This window comes from Methylomagnum ishizawai, from assembly GCF_900155475.1.
Classification (GTDB): Bacteria; Pseudomonadota; Gammaproteobacteria; order Methylococcales; family Methylococcaceae; genus Methylomagnum; species Methylomagnum ishizawai_A.
The window spans coordinates 2,074,127-2,093,885 of the sequence record NZ_FXAM01000001.1 but is presented as its reverse complement, the minus strand read 5'-3'; the positions used below and the strand labels follow the sequence as shown (position 1 = coordinate 2,093,885).

Below are 19,759 nucleotides of genomic sequence, written 5' to 3'. Positions count from 1 at the left end.
ATGTCGCCCGCAGCGACCCGTAGTCATTGCTCCGTCAACAGCTTGGCATGGGCCGCCGCCAGCCGGGCAATCGGCACCCGGTGCGGCGAGCAGGACACATAGTTCAGCCCGAACTCGTGGCAATAGCGGATCGAGGTCGGATGCCCGCCCTGTTCGCCGCAGATGCCGACCTTGAGGTCGGGATTGGTCCTGCGGCCCAGTTCCACCGTCATTTGCATCAGGACGCCCACGCCCTTCACATCCAGCACCTCGAACGGGTTGTCCTGCAAGATACCGCTATCGGTGTAGAGCGGCAGGAACTTGTTCTCGGCGTCCTCGCGCGAGAACGAGAACGCCGCCTGGGTCAGGTCGTTGGTGCCAAACGAGAAGAACTCGGCGATACCGGCCAAATCCCCCGCTCGGCAACAGGCGCGGACGGTTTCCACCATGCTGCCGAACTTGAATTTCAAACTCAGGCCATAACGCTGCTCGATCTCGGCACGGACTTTGTCCACCCCGGCCTTCACCCACTTGAGTTCCTGGGCGGTGATGACCTGGGGCACCATGATCTCGGGGCTGACTTCCACGCCGTCCTTCACGCATTCGGCGGCGGCTTCCAAAATGCCGCGAATCTGCATCTCGTAGATTTCGGGATAGGTGATTCCCAGGCGCACGCCGCGATGGCCCAGCATCGGATTGACCTCGTGCAGTTCCCGCACCTTGCGCAGCATCAGTTCCTTCTTGGAGATGACGCTGTTCACCAAGTCCTCGCTGAGGTCGGTGTTGACCGCGTGGGTGTGCTGCAAGGCGTTGAGCGCGGCCAGGGCGGCGGCGCGGCCCTTCACCGCGAGGCGGTATTCCTTCAGCCCCTCGATTTCGTCCAGCAATTGCTGTTCGCTGGGCAGGAACTCGTGCATGGGCGGATCGAGCAGGCGCACCGTCACCGGACGCGGGGCGCAAATCTTGAACATGTCGATGAAGTCTTGGCGCTGCATGGGCAGGAGTTTGTCGAGCGAAGCCTGCCGTTCCTCGGTGTTGCGGGCCAGGATCATCTCGACCACCACCGGCAGGCGCTCGCTGGCGTTGAACATGCGCTCGGTGCGGCACAGGCCGATGCCCATCGCGCCGTATTCCATCGCCACGGCGGCCATGTCCGGGGTATCGCCATTGGCGAACACCTTGAGCCGGGCCGCCTCGTCGGCCCAGCCCAACAGGGTTTTCAGTTCCTCGGAGAACTTGGGCGGGATGGTGGGGATTTCGCCCAGGTAAACATTGCCGTTGCTACCGTCGATGGTGATGATATCGCCTTCCCGCAGGGTGAGTTCGCCGACGCGGGCCAGACGGGACCGGCTATCAACCTGGATGCCCTCGGCCCCGGCCACACAGGCTTTGCCCATGCCGCGAGCCACCACCGCCGCGTGCGAAGTCTTGCCGCCGCGGCTGGTGAGGATGCCTTGCGAGGCGAAGAAGCCATGGATGTCCTCCGGCTTGGTTTCCTCGCGCACCAGGATGACCTTTTCGCCACCCCGGCCCAGCAATTCGGCCTGATCGGCGTCGAACACGCATTTGCCGCTGGCCGCGCCGGGCGAGGCGGGCAGGCCGGTCGCCAGCGGTTTTTCCTTGTGGCTGGGATTGAGGCGCGGGTGCAGTAATTGTTCGAGGTGGCTGGGGTTGACCCGCAGCAGGGCTTGTTCCTTGGTGATCAAGCCCTCCCCGAACATCTCCACCGAACTGCGCACCATGCCGGTAGCGTTCATCTTGCCGTTGCGGGTTTGCAGGCAATAGAGGACGCCCTTTTCGATGGTGTATTCGTAGTCCTGGACTTCCTGGTAATGGGCTTCCAGCTTGTTGCGGAGTTCCACCAGTTGGCGGTACAGCTCGGGCATTTCCTTGGCCATCTCGGCCACGGGCTTGGGCGTGCGGATGCCAGCCACCACGTCCTCGCCCTGGGCGTTGACCAGATATTCGCCATACATCTCGTTCTCGCCAGTACCGGGGTTGCGGGTGAAACCCACGCCGGTGGCGCTGTCGTTGCCCATGTTGCCGAATACCATGGTCACGACATTGACCGCCGTGCCGTTGGCCATGGCCGGGGTGATGTGGAATTCGCGGCGGTAATCGATGGCCCGCTTGCCCATCCAGGAATTGAACACGGCCTTGACCGCGATTTCCAATTGCTCGAACACATTCTCCGGGAAGGGTTTGCCGGTGGCGTCGTGGACCACCCGCAGGAACCGGGCGCTGATATCCTGCAAATGTTCGGCGCTGAGGCCGATATCGGCCTTGACCCCGGCGGCGCGTTTCACCTCGTCAAATTCGTGGTCGAACAGATGGTCGTCCACGCCCAGCGCGATCTTGCCGAACAATTGGATGAAGCGGCGGTAGGCATCGTAGCCGAAACGCTGGTTGCCGGTCTGTTGGATCAAGCCGCGCAGGGTTTCCTGGTTCAGCCCCAGGTTCAGAATGGTGTCCATCATGCCGGGCATGGACATGGCGGAACCGGAGCGCACCGACACCAGCAACGGGTTGTCCGCCCCGCCGAATTGTTTGCCGGTCTGTTGTTCCAGGTTGCGGATATGTTCACCGATCTCTTCCAACAGCCCCATCGGCAGGGCTTTTTGGTCCAGGAATTCGAGGCAGGCTTCGGTGGTGATGACGAACCCCGGCGGCACATTCAAGCCGATCTGGGTCATCTCGCATAGATTGGCACCCTTGCCGCCCAACAATGGTTTGTTGTGACCGTCGCCTTCCGCGAAGGCATAAACGTATTTCTTGCTCATGGGCTTGTCTCCTTGTGGTTTGTAAGGGAATCGGGCCGGACGCGACAGGCCGGTGCGGAATCCTGGGAGGATCGCGCCTATAGGTTGCCGCGTTGTTGTTTCAGCCTGTGGACCTCGGCATGTTCGAGTACCCGGAGTTGCGCCAGGGCCTTGGTCAGCTCCAGCTTGGCCCGGTCGCGCTCGCTAAAGAGCGGGCTGTGCTTGAGGATGCGTTCCGCCTCGCGCCGGGCGGCGAGGGCGGCGTCGCGGTCGATTTCCTCCGAGCGCAACAGGTGGTCGGCCAGCACATGCACGGTGCTGTCCTTGACCTCCATGAAGCCGCCGGAGAGGAAGAAGCTTTGCCGCGCCCCGTCCGGGGTTTGGATTTGGACCACGCCAGGCCGGAGTTGGGCCAGGAACGGCGCATGGCGCGGCAGGATGCAGACTTCGCCGAGGGCGGCGGGGGCCACCAGCCGGTCGCAAGGCCCGGCGTAGATGAGGCGGGCCACGTCGGCGATTTCGACTTGTAGGAGGGTGTGGGTGGCTGGCATGGTTTCAGGTTGGGGGGATGCGCCGGTGTAGCTCGAAGCCCGCTTGCCGCAGGGCGAGCAGGATCAAGGACACGGCGCTCTCGGCGGAAATATGGTCGGTGTTGATGACCAGGTCGAAGTTCTGGGCGTGTTCCAGCGAACACTGCTCGAAGCTATCGCCATAGAGGTTCAAGATCGACTTATGGCGCTTGGTGTTGACCTCGTAGACCTTGCGTTCGGCCTCCAACTGCGGGATGCCCTGCTCCTCGGCCACGCGCTTGGCGCAAACCAGCTTGGAACCGACGATCCGCACCCGGAACACCTTGCGCCCGGACAGGATCAGGTGGGCACCGCGCCCGACCAAGAGGCCATCCTGCTTGGCGAGTTCCAACACGGTGGCGTAGAGCTGGCGGCGGTAGGTCTGCATCTCGCCCGCCGTGCCGGTCATGAGGCTGTAGAGGAAGGTCGAAATCCCGGCGGACACGGTTTCGTCCTGGGGCTTGAACTTGAAGGCGTCGATCTTGGCCTGCTTCGCCACCCGCTCCAGGATTTCCTGGTCGTAGAGCGGAATCGCGAGGCAGGAGGCCAGTCGCTCGGCGATGACCTCGCCCCGCGCCCCATAATCCCGCGACAAGGTGATGATCAAGGGATCATGGGGTTTGCCGTTGATATGAGGGCTGCCGGTCTCGAAATCCTTGGTGAGGATGGCCTTGAGAAAGGCGTAGGGGTCTTGGGTGGACATGGGCTTCCTCGTGGCGGGACGGGGGTTCCTTGGATGCCTGGCCGGGCTTCCGGGGCGCGGCGTTTGAATTATGGCAGTTAATCCCAAAAAATCCTGGCATTTAATCTTGGTACATCGCCGTTGATGATGTCATGCCTTTGTCCACATCGGGGTGTTAGGGTAAGCACCGCGATGCGGACCGCCACGGTGCCCGTCGTTAACCCTGTTTCCTGCGGAGGTGAACCATGTTCGACGAATACGGCTTCCTGGCGGCTTTCATCATGATCCCGGCGGCGCTGATCTTTCTGACCTATCGGGCGGCGCGGAAACTCCGGGATGGCGCGGGGAAATCCGGGAACCCGCGCCCATGAACCGCCCCCCGCCCAGGTTCAACGCTTCCCCTTGAAATGGGCCAAAAGCTTGATCCGTAACGGCACCGTCATCGCCTGGGGCTGGGTGACGGCGATGCGCCAAGTGCTGACATGCAGGAAGGTGCCCGTGAGCCTGCCGTTCTTCTGTACCACGGCGGTCAGCTGGTTCTTGGCGCTGACCAGCGTGCCCCCCGAGAAGCTCACCCCGTACAAGCTCCCTTGTTGCAGATAGCCGGCCAGCATCGATTCGATCACAGTCTGGGTGGGCGTACCTTTGACCTTGGCCCCGCTCTGCTTCCATACCCCGGAAAACAATTGCGTGGCGAACTGGCCGGTCCCCGGAAAAGCCGGGTCCGGGGTGAACGTGACGGCGTCGGTTTTCGGCAATTGCGGCAGTTGGAACCGGCCCCGCACCGGCTGGCCGAACGCGGAAACCTTCAGCTTGGGCCTGGGCGTATACACCAAACTCCATTGGCCCGCCACATCGTTCTTGACGCCCGCCGCACCGGCCTGGACCGGCGGCAGCAAGGCCAGCGCCAAGGCCATGAATACCGGGATAAAGCGCTTGGACATGGCGGACTCCTCGATTGTTAATATTGGGACGATCCGGCGGGAAAACCGCCCCCCGCCGCGATGCTCCTGAGTGTAGGCCAAAATCCCCGGCCCGGCCTTCAGGTATTGTCCCGGATGAATTCCTGCAATTTACGCAGGAGGCCCACCGTCGAATACGCCATCACCGCGAACAAAATCCATTCCTGGGGCGACACGCTGCTCGGGTCTTCGTCCAGGACCACGATCCCCGCCACCGACGCCACGATCATCAGCAAATAATTCACCATGCCTCGAACTCCCCACGTAGATTGATCCCGATCACGGGCGTTGTAGACCCGCGAGCCATCGGCTAAATTCCACTCCCCTGCCCAGTCCCGGACCCGCCCATGCTCCCGTTCTTCCGCCGCCTGTTCGCCCGCCCCGCCGCCGGACCGCCACCGCTGGCCGATCGCCTCTGGGCGCCTTTGGCCGAACTGCCGATCCTCGTTGGCCTGGACGCCGCCGAAACCTTGAAGCTCCGCCAACTCGCCGCCCGCTTCCTCACCGACAAACTCATCGAACCCGCCGGCGGCATGGTGCTGGACGACGGCATCCGCGCCCGGATCGCCGCGCTCTGCTGCCTGCCGATCCTGGGGCTGGATGATGGCTGGTATGCGGGCTGGCGCACCGTGATCGTCTATCCCGGCGCGTTCGTACGGCCCCGCTCGCAGTTCGACGCTATCGGCGTGATGCACGAATGGGAGGATATCCTCGGCGGCGAAGCCTGGGAACAGGGCCCCTTGGTGCTGTCCTGGGCCGATGTCGAAGCCTCCGGGCTGTGCGAAGGCTATAACGTGGCGATCCACGAAATGGCCCATAAGCTGGATTTGCTCAACGGCCCGCCCGATGGTTTCCCGCCCCTGCACCGCGATATGAAACGGCGGGAATGGTCGGCTGTGTTTTCCCAAGCCTACCAGGATTTCAACGCCCGGTTGGACGCGGGCGAAGACACCGCCCTCGATCCCTACGCGGCGCAGGAACCGGGCGAATTCTTCGCCGTCCTCAGCGAATATTTCTTCGAGTGGCCGGAACTGGTCATGCTGGAATACCCCGAGGTCTACCAGCAACTCGCCCGCTTCTACCGGCAAGACCCGGCGGCGCGGCTACCGCCCTATCCCCACCCCGGCGCGGAACCCGTATTGCCAGCTCCCTGAGGCGGCGCTATCTTCGCACGCCCCCCCCAACACACCGGACCCCGCCATGAGAACATCCCTAGCGCTCCTGTCCGCGCTCTGCCTCCCCGTCCTGGCCCAAGCCGAAGGCGAGGTTTACCGCGTGGTGATCGACGGCCATATCCAGGCCATCGCCAGCCTGCGCCTGAACGAAGGGATGTACCACGGCCAGATTTATTACGACGCCAGCGGCGCGGACGGCCTGGAACTGGCCGGGACGGCGGGCAAGGACGGCTTCGAGTGGAAAGAAAGCCTATGGACCCGTGCCGACAACGACAGCAAACCCACCGGCACCTTCTCCGGCAAGCTGGCCGCCGACGGCAAAACCGGCACCGGCACCTGGAAAAGCGCCGACGGCAAAAAAACCCTGCCCCTGGCCCTGACCCGCTTGGCCCACATCGAAACCCTGGTCAGCCCGGATAGCAATATCTGGGTCGATTTCCCCAAGTTCGACGATCCGCGCTACGCCAAGCTCAACGGACTCCTGGCGGGCGAAGCCCAACAAAACCTGGCCCAAAACCTCAAATCGGTGCAGGACGTGCGGACCGAACTGCAAAGCGCTCCGGGCGGGTCCGCCGCCCAAGATCGGCTGTCCGCCACCACCTCCTGCGATGTCGAAAGCGTGCTGCCCAACACGGTCAGCCTGTTGTGTACCGCCTATGAATATTCGGGCGGGGCGCACGGCAATACCGGGCTGGATGCCCGCGACTACGTCATCGGCGAAGGCGGCGCGGTCCGCCCGCTCAAGCTGTGGGATGTGCTGCAAAAATCCCCGGCCCATATCAACAAGCTCTCCGGCCTCATCGTCACCGAACTCAAGCGCCAGAAAGCCTCCTCGGTGGTGGACGGCGGCATCAAGGATTTCACCAAGGAACTCGACAAGGATGAACTGAGCTTCAGTATCCTGCCAGTCGGGCTGGCCTTCCATTTCTCGCCGTACGCGGTGGCGAGCTATGCCGAAGGCCATTTCCGGGCGGTGATTCCCCACCGGGCGCTGGCGGGACTCTATCGCCAGGATGGACCGCTGGCTTCGCGCAACGCCAAACCCTGAAGGTCCGCCCATGTCCCCGCTCAAGACCCTCGCCGACACCGATCTCCGCGCACTCAGCGCCACCGCCGCCGCCCTGCCCCGGCTGCGCAAGAACCTCAACCTGCATCCGGCGTTGGAAGACCCGGTGCAACGCCTGTTCAACGCCCTGGCCCCCGGCACCTATGTCCGGCCCCACCGCCACGCCGATTGGGAATTGATGTTGGCGCTACGCGGCGCGTTTTCGATCTTGATTTTCGACGACGCGGGACGGGTAGCGGAACGCATCGAGCTTTGCGCGACGCAAGGCACGCTCGCCCTGGAAATCCCGGCCCAGACTTGGCACGCCGCCGTGGTCATGGTCCCGGAGACGGTGATGTTCGAGGTGAAACCCGGCCCTTATCGCGCCGTCGCGGAACAGGATTGCGCGGCCTGGGCCCCCGCCGAGGGCGTGGCGGCGGCGGGCTTGTTGGAACAGTGGTACCGGACGGCGCAGGCGGGAGAACAAGCGCCCGCCTGGTGAACGGGTTTGCCACATATCCGGGTCCCGGCTCAAGCCTCCGCCGCGAACCACCCGTCCCGGAGGATTACCCCCGCCCTCCCGCGAACAAACCCAAGCCGCCCGGATAGTCGTAGCCCGGAAACCAGGGATTGCCCTTCGCGCCGGTCTGCCAGCCCAAGACCTCGGCCAGCACCCGCCAGTAATCGGTGGTGACGGCGAGATCGACACCTTCCTCCAATTGCCCGGTCCGCAAACCCGGCCACGGCCCATAACACCGCCCGCCCGCCACCTTGCCGCCCAACACCGCCATCAAGCCCCCCCGGCCATGGTCGGTGCCCTGGCTCTTGTTGTTGGCGACCACCTGGGCGATTTGGTCGGGAGCCTGGGTGGTGCGGGTCCAGACCTCCGCGATCCGCCCGACCAGTTCCGGTGGCGCGTCCGACCCGACGTAGCGGCGGCACAGCTTCCCGGCCAGATGGCGGGCGGTGGCGGGATGGTGGGCAACCCAATCCAACACCTTGCCGCCATCGTCCAGGGCAGCGGCGAAGGGGTTGAATTCCTGGCCCAGCACCCGCTTTTGATAGCCATCGTGCCAGGTCTCGACATAGGCGAAACGCCCGGTGGCGGGCAGTTTGCGCTGGCCGTCCAAAGCCGTGCCATCTTCGACCTCCCAGCCGGTGAAGGCGCGGGCCGCTTCGTAGACATCCTGGTCGATATAGCCCTCGGGCCGGCCTGCCACGGCGCCCGGCACGTCGCGCCAGCGGTTGTATTGGTCGTTCAGATAGGCGTCGCGGCCCAGGGTATGCAGTTCGAACAGCTCGCGGGCGTAATTCTCGTTGGCGGCCCCGGCGCGGGAAGAACGGTTCGACAGGTAATACAGCATCGCCGTGGAACCGGCCACGGCTTCCAGCAAGGCGCGGAAATTGCCCAAGGCGTGCTTGCGGATCACTTCGCGGTCGTAGACCGGCAAAGCCACCGCGATGGCATTGGGACCGAAGGCGTTGACATTGAAATGGTCGCGCCAGAACTGGGCCAGCACCTCGCGCAGCGGATAGCGGCTATAGATGGCGCGGATCAAGGTGGCGGCGATCACCTCGTAGCGGGGCCAAGCCCGCTCGGCGGGATGGCGGGGCTGGGCGTCCAGTAAGGGCCAGAGCGCCTCGATGGGCCGATCCAGGCTGGCGAGGGGCCGCTGTTCATTGACGGCGGGCCAATGCGCGTCGGCGGGATATTTGATATTGAGCCGAACCTGGGCGAGGCGCTGGACGACTTCGGGATCGTCGCCCGGTGGCGGGGCCAATTGCGTTTCCAGCCAAGGCCCGAAACCCCGCGCCACGAACGCCGCCAGATCGGCGGGACCGGGACCATAGCCGAACCAGCCCAACACCAAACGGGCGAATCCGCCTCCCTCGCCTTGCTCCGCCATATCGTGGGACTCCCTCGCCATCCTGCTACCCGCCTCGAACCTAGGACCGATCCGGCCCGGAGCCGGGCATGATGATGGACGCGGCCCGGATGCTTGCCCATCCCCCGGACCCGCACCCACGCAAACGGGGATGGCATCGCACCGGGCGACACCATCCCCGTCCGGGATTTCCAGGCTTATTCCGCGGCGGGAGCGGGCTTGGGCTTGGCCTCCTCGACGGCGGGGGTAGCGGTTTCCGCGACCGGCGCGGGTTCGGTGGCTTCGACCGCGGCGACCACCCCAGGTTCGGGGGCGGGCGGTTCGGCGACCTCGGCGACCTCGGCGACCTCGGCGACCTCGGCGACCTCGGCGGACTCGGGCGGCGCAGGCACCGGAACGGAGGCTTCGATGGCGACGGCTTCCGCGGCTACGGGAACCTCGGGCGCGACGGCTTCAGTCGATCCGGGCGCGGTGGGTTCGGCTTCGACCACTTCGGGCGCGGCAACCTCATTGGAAACCTCGGCCACCGTCGGCGCTTCAAGCCCGGCCTCGGTGACTTCGACGGCTTCGACCGGCACGGGCTCGGGTGCCTCCGCCACCGCGGCGACCGCGGGAGTTCCGGTCGGTTCGACAGCGCCGGTCCCGGCAGGTCCGGCCCGCTCGGCGGATGCTTCGGCCAGCGCCGACCCATCGGCCACCGCCACCGTCTCGACCACGACGGCGGCTTCCAACACTGTCGGCGCTTCCGCCGCGGCAGCGCTCTCGACCACCGGCGTTTCGGCTTCCGGCACCTCGGGCACCACGACCGGTTCGGGAACGACCGCTTCCGCGCCTTGGAACAGGGAAGCCGTGGCTTCCGGTGGCTCCGGGGCTGGCTCCGCCACGACCGTTTCCGCATCGGCATCGGCCAGGGTTTCTTCCATACCCTCCGCCAACTCTTCGCCTTCACCATCGGCATCGGCGAAACCCGGCTCGCCGGTTCCGTCAGCCGCGGGCTTATCGCGCCGCCCTCCCCGCCCGCGGCGGCGGCTGGAAGCCCGGCGCAACGGATTACGGCGCACTGGCCGCGACTCGGCTTCGTCCTCCCCGCTATCGGCGGATTCCGGTTCCACCGTCTCGGCGACCGGCGCTTCGCCTTCCACCTGGGGCGGGATCGCCCATGCGGGATCGTCTTCCGAACCCGGCGCCGGGGCGAAGGTGAACGTCACCCTGGGCGGGCGTTGGGGACGAGAGCCGCGCTCGCGGGGCACGGCCTCGGGAGCCTCGTCCGGCCCGGCGGCAGGATGCTCGTCGAAGTCTGGTACTGCTGCTTCCGCCGGAGTTGCGGCGAGGGGCGCGACAGACTCCTCGACGCCTTCTCCGGCGGCGTCCTGGAACGACTCGGGACCGCGGGGCGCGTAACCCTCCCGGCGCTGGCGGCGGCGGCGCGAATTGCCGCGGCGACCACCTTCGCGGGATTTGCGTTCGCCGTTCTGGGCCTCGTCGAAAGAAGCCGCGCCTTCCCGGATGTCTTCCTCGGGCTCGGACTCGGGCGGCTCGGCGAAGGCGGGCGCGGGCGGGGCCGGGCGCGGCGGCTTGGGTTCCGGGTAGCGCTGCTGCCGGTATTCGCCCCGTGGCGGCCTGGGCCCACGCTGCGGCGGCGGCGGCGCAGGGGGCTGGACCGTGGGCGGGATTTGCGGCGCGGGCGCGGGACTGGATTCGACGGTGGCGGTGCGGACTTCCGGTTCCTCCTCGGGCTTGTTGCCGGTGAGGATGGTCCAGAAGCGCTTAATCAAACCGCCGCCGCTGGTGCGCGCCACCATGCCGGTGGCGGCGGGCGCGGGCTGGGCCGGCATGAATTCCTTGACGGCGGGTTCGGTGCCGCCATTGCCGACCGGGGCTTCCCTGCCGTATTTGGCGGTTTCGGGCTCGGCGGGCTTGGCGATTTGGTAGCTGGGCCGCTTTTCGACCTCCTCTTCCGGGCCGGAGGTGCGGACGCGCTGGACCTCGTAGGCCGGGGTTTCCAACTGCTTGCTGGGCACGATGATGATGGCGACGTTGTGGCGCTTCTCCACATCCTGCACGCTGGGCCGCTTCTCGTTGAGCAGATAGGTGGCGGAATCCACCGGCAGGTAGGCGATCACCTTGGCGGTGTTCTTCTTCATCGCCTCTTCTTCGATCAGGCGCAGCACGGCGAGCGCCAAGGATTCCACGCTGCGCACCGAGCCTTGGCCGTGGCAACGCGGGCAGGTCAAGAGGCTGGATTCGCCCAAGGAAGGCCGCAAACGCTGGCGCGACATCTCCAATAGGCCGAAGCGGGAAATCCGCCCCAGTTGGATGCGGGCGCGGTCGGCCTTGATGGCGTCGCGCAGGCGGTTCTCGACCGCCCGTTGGTTACGCGACGCCATCATGTCGATGAAGTCGATCACGAACAGCCCGCCCAGGTCGCGGAGGCGCAATTGGCGGGCGATCTCGTCGGCGGCTTCGAGGTTGGTGTTGAGCGCGGTTTCCTCGATATCGCCGCCCTTGGTGGCGCGGGCCGAGTTGATATCGATGGCGGTCAGGGCTTCGGCGTGGTCGATCACGATGGCCCCGCCGGAGGGCAAGGGCACTTCGCGGGCGTAGGCCAGTTCGATCTGGCTTTCGATCTGGTAGCGGCTGAACAGCGGCACGTTGTCGCGATAGAGCCGGGCCTTCTGGATGAATTGCGGCATCACCTGCTGCAAGAAGCTCTTGACCAACTTGAAGGTGGGATCGCTGTCGATGAGGATTTCATCGATATCGCCGCGCAGATGGTCGCGCAGGGCGCGGATGATGACATTGCTCTCCTGGAACACCAGGAAAGGCGCGGTCTTCTCCTTGGACGAGCGCTCGATGGCCTCCCACAGTTGCAGCAGGTAGTTCAAATCCCACTGCAATTCCTCGGCGCTCTTGCCGCCGCCCGCCGTGCGGACGATCAGGCCCATGCCCTCGGGGATTTCGAGCTGGCTCATCACCTCGCGCATATCGGAGCGGATATCGCCCTCGATGCGGCGGGAGATGCCGCCCGCCCTGGGGTTGTTGGGCATCAGCACCAGATAGCTGCCCGCGAGGCTGATATAGGTGGTGAGCGCCGCGCCCTTGGTGCCGCGTTCTTCCTTCTCGACCTGGACGATGACTTCCTGGCCCTCGCGGAGCAGGTTCTTGATTTCGCGGCGGGTATAATCCTCGTCCAAAGAACCCCCGAGATAATTGGGGGTGATTTCCTTGAAGGGCAGGAACCCGTGGCGCTCCGACCCGAAGTTGACGAAAGCGGCCTCCAGGCTGGGTTCCACCCGGGTGATGATGCCCTTGTAGATATTGGCTTTTTTCTGCTCCTTGGAAGGGACTTCGATATCGAAATCGTAGAGTTTCTGTCCATCCACCAACGCGACCCGGAGTTCCTCGGGCTGCGTGGCATTGATTAGCATTCTTCTCATTCGGCTGTTCCTTTGGCGTCTTCCCGTGAAAGCCGGGCAAGTGGTCTCGCAGCCATTGTTATTTTGGGTCAAGGCTTGACCTTCGATGCGCCCTGGAGGGAGTCTCACCCCCGCCGGGCGGGGCCGCTCCCGCTGGATGCGGGGGGCGTCACTTGCCGGCCTTCCGGGCCGCGTGATGTTCGCTCATCGTGGGTCGAGCGAAAAAACCCTTTACGTCGTACCTGGTCAGGTCCATGGGCAAACACCGCGGCGGCGGAACACCCCATCCGCCCCGGCCGGCACCTACGCGCCGGGGAAAACCAGCCCAGGAAAAACCGTTCACGCGGGAATTCGTCAGCGCCCGCACGCGGCACCGGGCCGTGTGGTGTCCGGTCGGCCACCGAAGGGGGGCGGGTATGGAAACGGCGTTGGATGCGTGCCGTGGCGTGAATGGGATGTCTGCCTCCCATAACCGCGGGCGGATCCGCATGGACTGGGATGGATCGGGCTGTAGGGCGGCGGGGATAGCGCCGTTCCGCGATGATGGTTATTCCCTGGCCGATCCCCGCCCGCCACTGAGGGTATCGGGCGGACCGGGCCGGGATCGAATAACAACCATTGGCAACTATAGCAATCCCCGGCGAAAGCATCAATTTAAGCGGTGAAACTGCTATTATGCCGCCCATGAACGCACCACCCACCGGCAGCGCCGTGCTATGGCTCGACGTGGACGCGGAAACCGCGGGCCAACGTATCGACAACTTCCTGTTCACCCGCCTCAAGGGCGTCCCCAAAAGCCACGTCTACCGCATCCTCCGCAGCGGCGAAGTGCGCCGCAACGGCGGACGGGTCCAGCCCAAGGACCGCCTGGAGGCCGGCGACAAAATCCGCATACCGCCGATCCGGCTAGCCGAGCGCGAAACCCCGGAAATCCCGGGCCGCGCCCTCCGCAACCGCATCGAAGGCAACATCCTCCACGAAGACGAAGACCTACTGGTCATCAACAAGCCTTCCGGGCTGGCGGTGCATGGCGGCAGCGGCTTGAGCTTCGGGGTGATCGAGGGTTTGCGGGAAATCCGGCCCGAGGCGCGGTTCCTGGAACTGGTCCACCGGCTGGACCGCGAGACTTCCGGTTGCCTCTTGATCGCCAAGAAACGCAGCGCCCTGCGGGGGCTGCACGAGCAATTCCGGGGCGACGAGGTCAAGAAGGTCTATCTGGCGCTACTGGCCGGAGTCTGGGCGCGCAACCATTGGATCGTCGATGCCCCCTTGCAGAAGAACGTGCTGCAAAGCGGCGAGCGCTTGGTGAAAGTCGCCCGCGACGGCAAGCCCTCCGTGACCGAATTCCGCCGCAGAGAGCGCTACGCCCAAGCCACCTTGGTCGAAGCCCGCCCCATCACCGGGCGCACCCACCAAATCCGCGTCCATGCCCAATCGATGGGCCATCCGGTGGCGGGCGACGAGCGCTACGGCGACGAGAACGCCAACCGCGGACTCAAGCAACTGGGCCTCAAGCGGTTGTTCCTGCATTCCGCCGCGACCACCCTGCACCATCCCCGCACCGGCGCAGTTTTGAAGTTCGAGGCTCCCCTGCCCCCGGAACTCGCCGATTTCCTCAACACCCTAGCCCGATGAAACAACGTTTCGATTTGCTGGTTTTCGATTGGGACGGCACCCTGTTCGATTCCATAGGCTGGATCGTCGAATGCCTACAGTACGCGACCAAGGCCGCGGACCTGCCGGTCCCTTCCGACGCGCTGGCGAAATCGGTGATCGGACTCAGCATCCAGGCCGCCATGGACGCCATCTGTCCAGGCTCCACCCAAGCCCAGGTCGATACCCTGGTCGGGCATTACCGCGAGCATTACCACACCCGCCCGACCACGGTGGACGGACTGTTCCAAGGCGTGCCCGAGTTGCTAGACGCGCTGCGGGCGCGGGGTTATCGGCTGGCGGTCGCCACCGGCAAGAACCGCAACGGGCTGAACCACGCCCTGGCCGCAACCGGCATGGGCAGCTTGTTCCACGCCACCCGCTGCGCCGACGAAACCGCCTCCAAACCCCATCCCAAGATGCTGTTCCAACTCATGGACGAACTCGCCATCCCGCCCGGACGCACCCTGATGATCGGCGATTCCCTGCACGACCTGCGCATGGCGGACAACGCCGGCATCGCTGCCATCGCCGTGGGCTGCGGGGCCAACACCCTGGACGAACTGGCGGAACTCAAGCCGCTGCTCTGCCTCGAAACCACACGCGAACTCCTACCCCTTTTGACCTGAGTCCACCCCCAACCCCGGATGCTTCCGGCGAGGTCTCCCCATGAGCGAAACCCACCCACATACGCCCGAACCCACTCCCGCCACCCCGACGCCCTGGGAGCGGGAAACCCTGGAAAAAGTCCTGATGGCCTCGATCGCCGAACAACGCCGGGCGCGGCTGTGGGGCATCTTCTTCAAATCGCTGCTGATGGTCTATCTGGCCGTGATCTTATGGCTGGGCGCCCAACCCCTGATGGACCTGCGCGGCGGCGGCGACGGCAAGGGCCATACGGCGGTAGTCGACGTGGTCGGCACCATCGCGCCGGGCCAACCCGCCAGCGCCGACACCATCATCCAAGGTTTACGCGCCGCCGCCGAGGACGAAAACACCCAGGGCATCGTGCTGCGGATGAACACGCCCGGCGGCAGCCCCGTGCAATCGGCCTATGTCTACGACGAAATCCGCCGCCTGAAACGCCTCAAACCCGGCATCCCGATCTATGCCGTGGTGGCCGATATGTGCGCCTCGGGCGGCTATTACATCGCCTCCGCCGCCGACAAAATCTTCGTCAACAACGCCAGCGTGGTGGGTTCCATCGGCGTCATCATGGGCGGTTTCGGCTTCGTCGATGCCATGGGCAGGCTGGGGGTGGAGCGCCGGGTGATGACCGCCGGGGCGCACAAGGCCATCCTCGATCCGTTCTCGCCGGTCGATGAAATCGCCAAGACCCATATGCAATCGGTGCTGGACACCGTCCACCGCCAATTCATCGACGCCGTGAAGCAAGGCCGGGGCGATAGGCTCAAGGAAACCCCGGACATGTTCTCGGGGCTGGTCTGGACCGGGGCGGACGGTATCAAGCTCGGCCTGGCGGACGAGGTCGGCGACCTGCGCCATGTGGCCGAGGATGTCATCGGCGCGAAAAAGACCGTCAACTTCACCCCCGACCAGAACTTCCTGGACCGCATCGGCCACCGTTTCGGCACCGCCGTGGGTTCGTTCCTGTGGAACGCCCTCGACAGCGCCGCCCTACGCTAGGAGTCCGCGCCATGGCCCAAACCGAACCGGCGTTCGAGATCGTCGAGCAAACCCCGGTCTACCGGGGCTTCTTCCAGCTGACCCGGCTCAAGCTCCGCCACACCCTCTACCAGGGCGGCTGGAGCGGGGTATTGGAGCGGGAATTGTTCCACCGGGGCCGGGCCGTGGCAGTGATCCCCTACGATCCCGTCACCGACCGGGTGGTCCTGGTCGAACAATTCCGGGTCGGCGCCCTGGGCGTCAAGGAAAACCCCTGGCTGTTGGAAATCGTGGCCGGGGCCATCGAGGCGGGCGAAAGCCCGGAGGCGGTCGCCCACCGCGAATGCGCCGAGGAAGCGGGCTGCGTTGTGCGCGAATTGATCCGCATCGGCGAATTCTTCCCGACGCCGGGCGGCTGTTCCGAGCGCATCACCTTGTTCTGCGGCCTGGTGGACAGCGCGGGTTTGGGCGGACTGCACGGGCTGGCGGAGGAAAACGAGGATATCCTGGCTAGCGTGGTGGATTTCGCGGAAGCCCTGGCCTGGGTCGAACAAGGCCGCATCGACTCGGCGGTGCCTATCATCGGCCTGCAATGGCTGGCCCTGAACCGGGAGCGGCTACGGGCCTCCTCCTGATCCGCCAGCCTTGGCGTTCCATATTTGCGTTATTTCAAACATATATTGCGCGATATAACCCACCCGCAACACCGCCCCCACCCTACCCATTTGATTCATAAACGCCCCGCCCGGATGGCTCGGAATGTGCTGTCGCCTTGCTTCCATGCCGATCTCCCACCCTTCCGAGCCAGCCATGATACCTACACGCCGTTTGATCGCCTTGATTTTCGCCACCACCCTCGGCGCGACCGCCGAGGCCGCCACCGAAGGCCCGGTGCCGAGTTGCCCAGCCACGGCCCTGGACCAATCCCGCACCCTGGACCCGGCTCAACTCAAGGGCAAGGTCGGCTATATCGATTTCTGGGCCTCATGGTGCGGACCCTGCGCCCAATCCTTCCCGTTCATGAACGAGTTGCACCGGGAATTCCAGGCCCAGGGTTTGGAAATCATCGCCCTGAACTTGGACGAGGAGGCCCAGGACGCCAAGGACTTCCTCCGGAAATATCCGGCTAGCTTCCCCATCGCCTCCGACCCCCAGGGCAAATGCCCGCAGAAATTCGACGTGAAGGCCATGCCCACCAGCTTCCTGGTGGATAGGCAAGGCAAAATCCGCCATGTGCATATGGGCTTCCGCGACGGCGACAAGGCCGCGATCAAGCAGCAAGTGCAAGCGCTCTTGAACGAACGCTAGGCGGAATCCCGATGAACGCCACACTACCGGCCCTCGCCCTGCTCCCCGCCCTGCTCTGCTCGGGCTGCGCCCTGCCCAAGGTCGCGCCCTGGGAGCGCGGCACCCTCGCCAAACCGCAAATGGCCCTGGACCCGGACGGCCTGGACGCGGCCCTGAAACGGCATACCGCCGCCTCCAAGGAAGCCGCTTCCGGTGGCTATGGCGTCGGCGGAGGTGGCTGTGGCTGCAACTAAGGCCGGTTCGTCGCGGCTCGCCGCCTTCACCGCCGCCGCCCTGGCGCTGCCGGGGATGGTGCCGAAAACCCAGGCCGAGGGCTTGAACCCGGAGATCGACACCGCCTTTTCCCGCTACGAGGAAAGCGATGGCCGGATGCGGGTGGATGTCTACCAAGCGGTGGCGACCTCGCCGCTCGGCGACCGTTGGAGCGTCAAGGCCAACGGCGTCAAGGACGTGGTCACCGGGGCGTCGCCGGTCGCCAACGCGCTCAGCCGCGGCCAGTTGGCGCAAATCCGCTCCCGCGCCTCGATCCACGACGTGCGCGACGAAGTGGACCTCGGGGCCAGCTACGCCTTCGACCAGGGCACGCTGTCCGTGGACGTGGGCCGTTCCAGCGAGAACGACTACACCTCGGATTTCTTCAACCTCGATGGCCGCTGGGACATCAACGACAAGCTCACCACCCTGGCGGCGGGCTTCGGCTTCGCCTCGGACCAGGTGTGGGCCGTCACCAACGTCGGCAAGAACCAGCACCAACGGGTGCCGGGCGTGGGCGGCGACAAATCCACCTTCCAAAGCCTGCTGGGGATCACCCAAGTCCTCGACAAGAACTCGCTGCTCCAGGCCAACCTGACCTATACCCACGGCGAGGGCTATCTGGCCGACCCCTACAAATACGCCCTGGTGGTCGATCCCGGCCCCGCCGTCGTCTGCGACCCGGAATACGCCTACACCCTGAGCTGCTATACCCTGGATTCGCGCCCCTCGAACCGCGACCAATTCAACCTGCTGCTGCGCTATGTCCGCGACTTCCCGGAACTCAACGCCGCCGCCCTGCATTTCGACTACCGCTTCTACGCCGACACCTGGGATATTTCCGCCCACACCTTCGAGGCCGCCTGGCACCAACCGGTCTACGAGGGCTGGGTCCTGGTGCCGCATGTGCGCTATTACTCGCAATCGGCGGCGGAGTTCTACCAACCCTATTTCCAGACGGCGCGTAGCGATGGGCATTACTCCACCGACTACCGCATGGCCGATTTCGGCGCGGTGGGCGGCGGGGCGCAATTGCACAAGGAATTCCTCGATCGGCTACGGGTGGCGGCGGCGGTCGATTTTTACAAGCGGGAACAGGGGATGGGGATGCAGCGGGGCCCAGGCACGGCGCTGGACAACTTCACCTATTCGGTGTTCACGGTCAGCCTGAACCTGAAGTTCTGAGGGAAGCACGGCCCAGGCCGGTGGGGCCGCGCCGGTCAAGTCCGCAACAGGGTCAAACCGGCGTCGGCGGGCGGCGCGAAGCCGGGGAACACCGTGGCCAGCTGGGCCGGGGCCAGCCCGAGATGCTGGCGCAGCACCCCGCCCAGCACGGCGCGGAAATCGGTGGTCACGGCCAGATCACGCGCCTCGTACAAATCCTCTTCGTCCAGGCCCGGCCAGCGCCCCAACACCTTCCCGCCATCGACCCGCCCGCCCAGCAACCACATCACATTGCCATGGCCGTGATCGGTGCCCTGGCTGCCGTTCTCGCGCACCGTGCGCCCGAACTCGGACATCAACACCACCACGGTCTGCGGATAGCTATTCCCCAAGCCCTCGACCAAGCGGGCCAGCCCCTCGCCCAAGGCACCCAGTTTCTTCGCCATCGGCCCGGTGGTTCCACCCTGGTTGACATGGGTATCCCAGCCGCCCACCGACAGGAAGGCCAAGCGGATTTCGGGATCGGCGTGGATCAAGCGTCCCAATCCCAGGGCGCTGCCCGCGAAACTCCGGGCCGGCACCGCCCCACCATCGGCGGCGGCCATTTCCTTGGCATAGTCCTCCTGTATCCGCCTCCGCGCCGCCGCGCCCTCGCGATAGGCCTGGGCCAGTGCCGCATCGCCCGCGTACAGCCGTTCGAATACATCCTGGCCGGAATCCCCATTCGCCGCCTTGGGAGTCGCCGACCCCAGCGCCACCGTCGCCACCGGCCGCCCGCCCCGCAGTATCCTGGGCAGGGCGATATCCGCGTTCACCGCCTTGACCGGGGAAATCCGGTCCGGCAAAGCGCCGATAAGCCGGTTCATCCAGCCATCCTGGGTCTTTTTATTGCCGGGTTCGCCGCCTTCCATGTAATCCTGGGCATCGAAATGGGAACGGGTCGGATCGGGCGAACCCGAGGCGTGGACGAAAGCCAGGGTCTTGTCTTTCCAGAACGGCAACACGGCCTCCAGCGCCGGATGCAAGCCGAAGCGCCCATCCAGATCGAAGGCCCCACCCTCGCGTCCAGGGGCTGGAATCGACAGGGTGGGCCGTCCCCGGTAATAGGCCGCGTCGCGATAGGGCACGACCACGTTCAAGCCATCGATAGCGCCGCGCAGGAAAATCACCACCAGCCGCCGGGGTTCCGCGCCGGGTGGCACCGCGGCCCGGACCCAACCCACCGGCAAGGCCCACGCGGCCGCGCCACCCACCAAACCCGCCAGGAATTCGCGCCGTTGCAT

The 19,759-nt window shown here is 65.3% G+C and carries 18 protein-coding genes and 1 pseudogene; 11 read left to right on the top strand and 8 right to left on the bottom strand.

The window, feature by feature from the left end; all coding sequences use genetic code 11:
* Window positions 1-23: 23 nt before the first annotated feature.
* The 3 genes from ppdK to B9N93_RS09325 all read right to left on the bottom strand — a co-directional run bounded on the left by ppdK (window position 24) and on the right by B9N93_RS09325 (window position 4,010).
* Window positions 24-2,759 carry a pyruvate, phosphate dikinase gene (gene ppdK / locus B9N93_RS09335; protein WP_085212994.1) on the bottom strand — a complete coding sequence of 912 codons (2,736 nt, stop codon included), beginning with the start codon at window positions 2,757-2,759 and terminating at the stop codon, window positions 24-26.
* 77 nt (window positions 2,760-2,836) lie between these two features.
* Window positions 2,837-3,289 (bottom strand): ATP synthase F1 subunit epsilon, encoded by a 453-nt coding sequence (gene atpC / locus B9N93_RS09330; RefSeq protein ID WP_085212992.1) that lies wholly within the window; start codon window positions 3,287-3,289, stop codon window positions 2,837-2,839.
* Window positions 3,290-3,293: 4 nt separating this feature from the next.
* Complete coding sequence (locus B9N93_RS09325; protein WP_085212990.1) at window positions 3,294-4,010, bottom strand: cytidylate kinase-like family protein; 717 nt, start codon at window positions 4,008-4,010, stop codon at window positions 3,294-3,296.
* A 224-nt stretch (window positions 4,011-4,234) separates the two neighbouring features.
* On the opposite strand from B9N93_RS09325, the gene B9N93_RS26305 reads away from it, so the two are divergent.
* Entirely contained in the window at window positions 4,235-4,360 is a 126-nt protein-coding gene (locus B9N93_RS26305) for a hypothetical protein (RefSeq protein ID WP_254899365.1), read from the top strand.
* An 18-nt stretch (window positions 4,361-4,378) separates the two neighbouring features.
* Here B9N93_RS26305 and B9N93_RS09320 read toward each other — a convergent pair whose 3' ends face one another.
* Both B9N93_RS09320 and B9N93_RS25445 read right to left on the bottom strand, forming a co-directional pair.
* Window positions 4,379-4,933, bottom strand: a complete 555-nt coding sequence (locus B9N93_RS09320) for a hypothetical protein (protein WP_085212988.1) — start codon at window positions 4,931-4,933, stop codon at window positions 4,379-4,381.
* 98 nt (window positions 4,934-5,031) lie between these two features.
* Window positions 5,032-5,199, bottom strand: coding sequence for a hypothetical protein (locus B9N93_RS25445; RefSeq protein ID WP_176225205.1), 168 nt, complete (start codon window positions 5,197-5,199; stop codon window positions 5,032-5,034).
* A 99-nt stretch (window positions 5,200-5,298) separates the two neighbouring features.
* Here B9N93_RS25445 and B9N93_RS09315 point away from each other — a divergent pair, with 99 nt between their 5' ends.
* From B9N93_RS09315 to B9N93_RS09305, 3 genes are read left to right on the top strand one after another with little or no spacing between them, the layout of a single operon-like run.
* Entirely contained in the window at window positions 5,299-6,105 is an 807-nt protein-coding gene (locus B9N93_RS09315; RefSeq protein ID WP_085212986.1) for a M90 family metallopeptidase, read from the top strand.
* A 46-nt stretch (window positions 6,106-6,151) separates the two neighbouring features.
* Window positions 6,152-7,174, top strand: coding sequence for a DUF3298 and DUF4163 domain-containing protein (locus B9N93_RS26700; RefSeq protein WP_085212984.1), 1,023 nt, complete (start codon window positions 6,152-6,154; stop codon window positions 7,172-7,174).
* A gap of 10 nt (window positions 7,175-7,184) precedes the next feature.
* Window positions 7,185-7,673 (top strand): WbuC family cupin fold metalloprotein, encoded by a 489-nt coding sequence (locus tag B9N93_RS09305; RefSeq protein ID WP_085212982.1) that lies wholly within the window; start codon window positions 7,185-7,187, stop codon window positions 7,671-7,673.
* A 64-nt stretch (window positions 7,674-7,737) separates the two neighbouring features.
* On the opposite strand, the gene B9N93_RS09300 is transcribed toward B9N93_RS09305, so the two are convergent.
* On the bottom strand, window positions 7,738-9,099 hold the full coding sequence (locus tag B9N93_RS09300) for a DUF1800 family protein (RefSeq protein ID WP_085212980.1): 1,362 nt from the start codon (window positions 9,097-9,099) through the stop codon (window positions 7,738-7,740).
* Window positions 9,100-10,733: 1,634 nt separating this feature from the next.
* Window positions 10,734-12,494 (bottom strand): annotated as a pseudogene (locus tag B9N93_RS26295) (Rne/Rng family ribonuclease); the annotation flags it as partial.
* A 663-nt stretch (window positions 12,495-13,157) separates the two neighbouring features.
* Between B9N93_RS26295 and rluC the strand changes: the two are divergent.
* The 7 genes from rluC (at window position 13,158) to B9N93_RS09255 (ending at window position 18,497) form a co-directional block, all read left to right on the top strand.
* A complete protein-coding gene (gene rluC, locus B9N93_RS09290; protein WP_085216221.1) occupies window positions 13,158-14,108 on the top strand; it encodes a 23S rRNA pseudouridine(955/2504/2580) synthase RluC in 951 nt (316 codons plus the stop codon).
* Window positions 14,105-14,755, top strand: a complete 651-nt coding sequence (locus tag B9N93_RS09285; protein ID WP_085212976.1) for an HAD-IIIA family hydrolase — start codon at window positions 14,105-14,107, stop codon at window positions 14,753-14,755. The genes rluC and B9N93_RS09285 overlap by 4 nt, the downstream gene beginning before the upstream one ends.
* Before the next feature lie 40 nt (window positions 14,756-14,795).
* A complete protein-coding gene (locus tag B9N93_RS09280; RefSeq protein WP_085212974.1) occupies window positions 14,796-15,773 on the top strand; it encodes a S49 family peptidase in 978 nt (325 codons plus the stop codon).
* An 11-nt stretch (window positions 15,774-15,784) separates the two neighbouring features.
* Window positions 15,785-16,387, top strand: coding sequence for an NUDIX domain-containing protein (locus B9N93_RS09275; protein WP_085212972.1), 603 nt, complete (start codon window positions 15,785-15,787; stop codon window positions 16,385-16,387).
* 175 nt (window positions 16,388-16,562) lie between these two features.
* Window positions 16,563-17,060, top strand: coding sequence for a TlpA family protein disulfide reductase (locus tag B9N93_RS09265; RefSeq protein ID WP_085212968.1), 498 nt, complete (start codon window positions 16,563-16,565; stop codon window positions 17,058-17,060).
* An 11-nt stretch (window positions 17,061-17,071) separates the two neighbouring features.
* The gene (locus B9N93_RS09260; RefSeq protein WP_085212966.1) at window positions 17,072-17,293 is read left to right on the top strand and encodes a DUF4266 domain-containing protein; all 222 of its coding nucleotides are present in this window, start codon (window positions 17,072-17,074) and stop codon (window positions 17,291-17,293) included.
* Window positions 17,280-18,497: a DUF3570 domain-containing protein gene (locus B9N93_RS09255; RefSeq protein ID WP_254899364.1), complete on the top strand. Its 1,218-nt coding sequence runs from the start codon at window positions 17,280-17,282 to the stop codon at window positions 18,495-18,497. Before B9N93_RS09260 ends, B9N93_RS09255 begins: the two co-directional genes overlap by 14 nt.
* Before the next feature lie 35 nt (window positions 18,498-18,532).
* Here the strand turns inward: B9N93_RS09255 and B9N93_RS09250 are convergent, their stop codons facing one another.
* Complete coding sequence (locus B9N93_RS09250) at window positions 18,533-19,759, bottom strand: DUF1501 domain-containing protein (protein ID WP_085212962.1); 1,227 nt, start codon at window positions 19,757-19,759, stop codon at window positions 18,533-18,535.